This is a genomic window from Pseudonocardia pini (assembly GCF_013870575.1).
Lineage (GTDB): Bacteria > Actinomycetota > Actinomycetes > Mycobacteriales > Pseudonocardiaceae > Pseudonocardia > Pseudonocardia pini.
Genome location: NZ_JACBXB010000377.1, coordinates 1 through 5,206, shown reverse-complemented (window position 1 = coordinate 5,206; position 5,206 = coordinate 1). Strand labels below are relative to the sequence as shown.

7 protein-coding genes and 1 pseudogene are annotated in these 5,206 nt (G+C 71.8%); 2 read left to right on the top strand and 6 right to left on the bottom strand.

The features are described 5' to 3' along the window. The 3 genes from H5J29_RS19955 to lysS all read right to left on the bottom strand — a co-directional run. On the bottom strand, positions 1-277 hold a 277-nt coding region (locus H5J29_RS19955), incomplete at its 3' end, for a siderophore-interacting protein (protein ID WP_181782568.1). A gap of 137 nt (positions 278-414) precedes the next feature. Continuing rightward, complete coding sequence (locus H5J29_RS19950; protein WP_181782567.1) at positions 415-762, bottom strand: histone-like nucleoid-structuring protein Lsr2; 348 nt, start codon at positions 760-762, stop codon at positions 415-417. A gap of 96 nt (positions 763-858) precedes the next feature. Further along, positions 859-2,316: a lysine--tRNA ligase gene (lysS, locus tag H5J29_RS19945; protein ID WP_181782569.1), complete on the bottom strand. Its 1,458-nt coding sequence runs from the start codon at positions 2,314-2,316 to the stop codon at positions 859-861. Positions 2,317-2,481: 165 nt separating this feature from the next. Between lysS and H5J29_RS36280 the strand changes: the two are divergent. Next, positions 2,482-2,853, top strand: a pseudogene (locus H5J29_RS36280) (class I SAM-dependent methyltransferase); the annotation flags it as partial. A 272-nt stretch (positions 2,854-3,125) separates the two neighbouring features. Here H5J29_RS36280 and H5J29_RS19935 read toward each other — a convergent pair. After that, on the bottom strand, positions 3,126-3,959 hold the full coding sequence (locus H5J29_RS19935; protein ID WP_181782566.1) for a type III pantothenate kinase: 834 nt from the start codon (positions 3,957-3,959) through the stop codon (positions 3,126-3,128). Then, a complete protein-coding gene (panD, locus tag H5J29_RS19930) occupies positions 3,959-4,366 on the bottom strand; it encodes an aspartate 1-decarboxylase (protein ID WP_181782565.1) in 408 nt (135 codons plus the stop codon). The genes H5J29_RS19935 and panD overlap by 1 nt, the downstream gene beginning before the upstream one ends. On the opposite strand from panD, the gene H5J29_RS19925 reads away from it, so the two are divergent. Then, positions 4,353-4,823: a M23 family metallopeptidase gene (locus H5J29_RS19925; RefSeq protein WP_181782564.1), complete on the top strand. Its 471-nt coding sequence runs from the start codon at positions 4,353-4,355 to the stop codon at positions 4,821-4,823. The genes panD and H5J29_RS19925 overlap by 14 nt on opposite strands. A 12-nt stretch (positions 4,824-4,835) precedes the next feature. On the opposite strand, the gene H5J29_RS19920 is transcribed toward H5J29_RS19925, so the two are convergent. Next, positions 4,836-5,206, bottom strand: a 371-nt coding sequence (locus H5J29_RS19920) for a sigma-70 family RNA polymerase sigma factor (protein ID WP_181782563.1), incomplete at its 5' end; no start/stop codon positions are given.

Below are 5,206 nucleotides of genomic sequence, written 5' to 3'. Positions count from 1 at the left end.
CGATCGTCAGCTCCGCCGCGGCGGGGTCGAACGCGCGCACGGTGTAGGTGCGCAGCCGGGGCCACGCCTCGCGCGGCAGGTCCCGGCGGATGACGTCCATGTCGAACGGCGTGGGGTACGACACCCCCGGCACCGGAAACAGAATCTTCACGTAGCTGTCGGTGAACTCGGGCTCGGGGAAGGACGCGAGCTCCGGACCGGTGGCGACCACGCGCACCATGTGCGGCGTGAGGCGCTCGGTCCGGGCGACCTCCAGGCTGGTGACACGACGGGCCATGGGCACCTCCGGGGGAAGCGGGGTTCTGGATCCCCACGCTACGCCGCGAGAGTGGCTAGGCAGGCCTCAGTTGAGCCCTCACACACAACGGAGAAGGCCGACCGGGGTCACCCGGTCGGCCCTCTCCGGAGGACCGGTCAGTTCTCCTGGTGGTAGGCCTCCAGCACCTCGGCCGGGATCCGGCCGCGATCGGAGACCTTCATCCCGCGCTTGCGGGCCCAGTCGCGGATGGCCTGGTTCTGCTCCCGGTCGATCGAGGGACGACGTGCCGCCGCCCCAGGGCTCGACGCGGCCGCACCCCGCCGCTTCCCCGCCGACTTCCGCGCCGCACCCACGTACGACGCCAGGGCGTCCCGGAGCTTGTCCGCGTTACCCGTGGAGAGGTCGATCTCGTAGTTCTTGCCGTCGAGGCCGAACTCGACGGTCTCGTCGGCCTTCTCGCCGTCCAGGTCGTCGATCAGCCTGATCTCACGGATCTGCGCCACCGCCGCAGCCTCCAACACATCGAGAAATGGTTACTTTTCCACGGCCGCGCCGTCGGCGGAAACAATAACGCAATTCCTCGTGCGTTGTCGAGCGCGCTAGGACTCCTGGCGGACCAACGGGAACAGGATGGTCTCCCGGATACCGGTGCCGGTGAGCGTCATCAGCAGCCGGTCGACGCCCATTCCCATGCCGCCGGTCGGGGGCATTCCGTACTCCATCGCCCGCAGGAAGTCCTCGTCGAGCTGCATGGCCTCCGGATCACCCTTGGCCGCCAACAGCGACTGCGCCTGCAACCGCGCGCGCTGTTCCACCGGGTCCACCAGCTCGGAATAGGCCGTGGCCAGCTCGTGCCCGAAGACCACGAGGTCCCAGGCCTCCGCCAGCCGCGGGTCGTCCCGGTGCTGCCGGGTGAGCGGGCGGACCTCGACGGGGTAGTCGCGGACGAACGTCGGCGCCTGGAGGGTGTGCTCGACGAGCTTCTCGAACAACTCCAGAACGATCTCGCCCGCGCTCCAGGAATCCTTCAGCGCCACCTCGTGCGTCGCCGCGATCTTGCGCAGCTCCTCCGCCGAGGTGTCCGGAGTCACGGATTCCCCCACCGCCTCGGAGACCGATTCGTGGAGCGTGACCGAACGCCACTCACCCCCGAGATCGTGTTCCGACCCGTCGGAGTGACGCACGATGGTCGAGCCGAACACAGCGCGTACACATTCCTGGATCAGCTCACGCGTGAGAATGGCCATGTCGTCGTACGTGGCATAGGCCTGGTAGGCCTCCAGCATCGCGAACTCGGGCGAATGGGTCGAGTCGATGCCCTCGTTCCGGAAGACCCTGTTGATCTCGAAAACCCGCTCGATCCCGCCGACCACGGCCCGCTTCAGGAACAGCTCGGGCGCGATTCGCAGATACAGGTCGGCGTCGAGGGCGTTCGTGTGCGTGACGAACGGGCGCGCGGTGGCGCCGCCGTGCAGCAGCTGCAGCATCGGCGTCTCGACCTCGGTGTACCCGCGGTCCTCGAACTGGCGGCGCAGCGTGCGGAGCACCGTGGAACGGGCCCGGACCATCTCGCGCGCCTGCGGGCGCAGGATCAGGTCGACGTACCGCTGGCGGACGCGGGTCTCCTCGCTCAGGTCCCCGTGCGCGTTGGGCAGGGGGCGGATGGCCTTCGCCGCCATCTGCCAGGAGTCCGCCATCACCGACAGCTCGCCGCGCTTCGACGCGACGACCTCGCCGGTCACCTGCACGTGGTCCCCGCGGTCGACCTGCGCCTTCCAGCGCGCCAGCTCCTCCTCGCCGACCTTCGCCAGGCTGAGCATGGCCTGCAGCTCGGTGCCGTCCCCCTCGACGAGCTTCGCGAAGCAGAGCTTGCCGGTGTTGCGCAGGAAGAGCACCCGACCGACGACGGTGACCGTCTCCCCGGTCTCGGCCCCCGGCTCCAGGTCGGGATGCGCTTCGCGGACGGCCTTCAGGCTGTGCGTGCGGGCGACCTCGACGGGGTACGGGTCCTGGCCCGCCTCGAGCATGTCCGCGCGCTTGGAGGACCGGACCCTCATCTGCTCGGGCAGGTCGTCGTCAGGAATGCGCGGCTCGTCGGTCACGCCGACAAAGGCTAGACGCTGGGTGCCGGCGGTTTCCCCCCGGTGTCGAGATGGACGTCAGTGCGGTTCAACGGCCCGAAAAAGACACTGACGTTCATCTCGGCAGCGGGTTAGCGTCGGGTGGTGACCGAACGCCGCCTCGTCTTCGGCGCTGCCGCGGACGACTACGCCCGTCATCGGCCCGACTACCCGCCCGAGCCGGTCGCCTGGGCGCTCGAGCACGCGCCGGGTCCACGGGTGCTCGACCTCGCCGCCGGGACCGGCAAGCTGACGGCGCGGCTGCTCGACCGCGACGTCGTGGCCGTCGAGCCCGATGCGGGCATGCTGGCGCGCCTGCGCACCGACCTCCCGCAGGTCGAGGCGCTGGAAGGGAGCGCAGAGGACATCCCGCTGCCCACCGCCTCGGTCGACGCCGTGCTGGTCGGCCAGGCGATCCACTGGTTCGACCAGGACCGGGTCTGGCCGGAGATCGCGCGCGTGCTGCGTCCGGGCGGGGTGTTCGCAGGCCTGTGGAACTGCGACGACGGTGCCGTCGACTGGGTGACGGGGTACGCCCGGTCCCTCGACCACGGCATGGCGAACCCACGCGGCGGGGACGGCGCCGAGCTCGCGCTCCCGGCGCCCTTCGGCCCGACCGAGCGGGCGGAGTTCCGCAACGACCGCCCGACGACGACGGAGGACCTCGTCGCCTCGCTGCGCACCCATTCGTGGGCGCTGATGACCGCGGAGGCCGAGCGCGAGGCCGCCTTCGACCGGATGCGCGCCTACCTGGCCACCTGCCCGGAGACCGCCTCCGGGTCGTTCGTGCTGCCCGGCTTCACGCTGGTGCTGCGGACGTTGCGGTCGAAGGTGAGGCGGAGCCCCTCGAGGGTCAGCTCCGGCACGTACTCGGTGATGGTGTCCGAGATCCCGGCCATGAGCGGGGCGAGCCCGCCCGTGCCCAGCACGGTGACCGGCCCCGCGGCCGGGCCGAGCTCGGCGATGATCCGGCGCACCAGGCCGTCGACCTGGCCCGCGAAGCCGTAGAGCACGCCGGACTGCAGGCACTCGACGGTGTTCTTCCCGATGACCGAGCGCGGCGGGACCAGCTCGACGGTCCGCAGCGCGGCGGCGCGGTGCGCGAGCGCGTCCATGGAGATGTCGATGCCGGGAGCGAGCGCGCCGCCGAGGAACTCGCCCTTCGCGGAGACCACGTCGATGTTCGTGGAGGTGCCGAAGTCCACGACGACGCAGGCCGTGGCGTGCCGGTGGTGCGCGGCGAGGGTGTTCACCACCCGGTCCGCCCCCACCTCGCGAGGGTTGTCGACGAGCAGCGGCACGCCCGTGCGCACCCCGGGCCCCACGACGACGGCGGGCATGTCCGCGGCCCACCGCTCCAGCATCAGCCGCAGCTCACGCAGCAGCGACGGCACGGTGGACAGCGCCGCGACCCCGCCGACCTGCGGCGCGTACTCCCGCAGCAGGCCGCGGAAGGCGACCTCCAGCTCGTCGGCGGTGATCCGCGGGTCGGTGCGCATCCGCCAGTCGCGGACGAGCGTCTCGCCCTCGTAGACGCCGAGGGCGATCTGGGTGTTGCCGACGTCGATGCAGAGGAGCATCACCGTGAGCCGGAGAGCAGCCCCGACCCCTCCGGTGCGTGCGCGGGGTCCGAGCCCAGCTCGACGATCCGGTTGTCCCCGTCGACGAACACGACCTTCGGGGAGTAGGTGAGCAGCTCGGCGTCGTCGAGCATGCCGTAGGCGATGAGGATGACGAGGTCACCGGGGTGCACGAGGTGCGCGGCGGCGCCGTTGATCCCGATCACCCCGCTGCCGCGCTCGCCCGGGATCACGTAGGTCTCGAGCCGGGCGCCGTTGGTGATGTCGACGATCGCGACCTTCTCCCCCTCCAGCAGGCCGGAGGCGTCCATCAGGTCGCGGTCGACGGTGACCGAGCCGACGTAGTGCAGGTCGGCCTGGGTCACCGTGGCGCGGTGGATCTTCGAGGTCATCATGGTGCGCAGCACCGCGCCGCTGGCTCCGGGGGTCGAGTACGGGTGGCCGCTGGCGCCGGTTCCCCGGGTCGCGCGGCCGTTCGACGAGCCGCCCTTCCGGTACGGGCGGGGCCATCGGGGTGCGTACCTCTTCGGCGCCCCGGGGCAGGCGGTGCTCGCGGCGCGGGCGGGCGAGGTCGTGTTCGTGGGGCAGGTCGCAGGGCGCGGGGTGGTGTCGGTGCAGCACGAGGACGGGCTGCGGACGACCTACGAGCCCGTCACGGGGACGGCGGCCGTCGGGGTCCGGGTCGCCCGCGGGGACCCGATCGGCACGCTCGAGGCCGGGCACGCGGGCTGCGCGGAGGTGGCGTGCCTGCACTGGGGCGTCCGCCGCGGCGTGCGGTCGACCTCGGAGTACCTCGATCCGCTCGTCCTCCTGCGGCCGCGGTTCGTGCGGCTCTACCCCCTGCCCGCGCCGGACGAGCCGTGACGGGCCCTGCGCTCAGCCCGCCTCGCTCGCGGTGAGCCGGACGCGCAGCCGGGTGACGAGCCGGGCGTGCAGCTGGCACACCCGCGACTCGGTGACCCCCAGCATCCGCCCGATCTCGGCCAGGGTGCGGTTCTCGAGGTAGTAGAGGCGGACCACCTGGCGGTCCCGCTCCTCCAGGTCGGCCACCGCCACGACGAGCTCTCGCACGGTCTCCGCGTGCTCCGCGATCTCCGCCGGGTCGGGCGCGGAGGCGTCCGCGACCAGCTCGGCGAGGGTCACCGGACCGGCGGCTCCCGCCTCGAGTGCCTCGACGCTCACGAGCTGCCGGTGCTGCACCGCGCCGCGGAGCTCCCGCACCCCGATCCCGAGCTCCGCGGCGATCT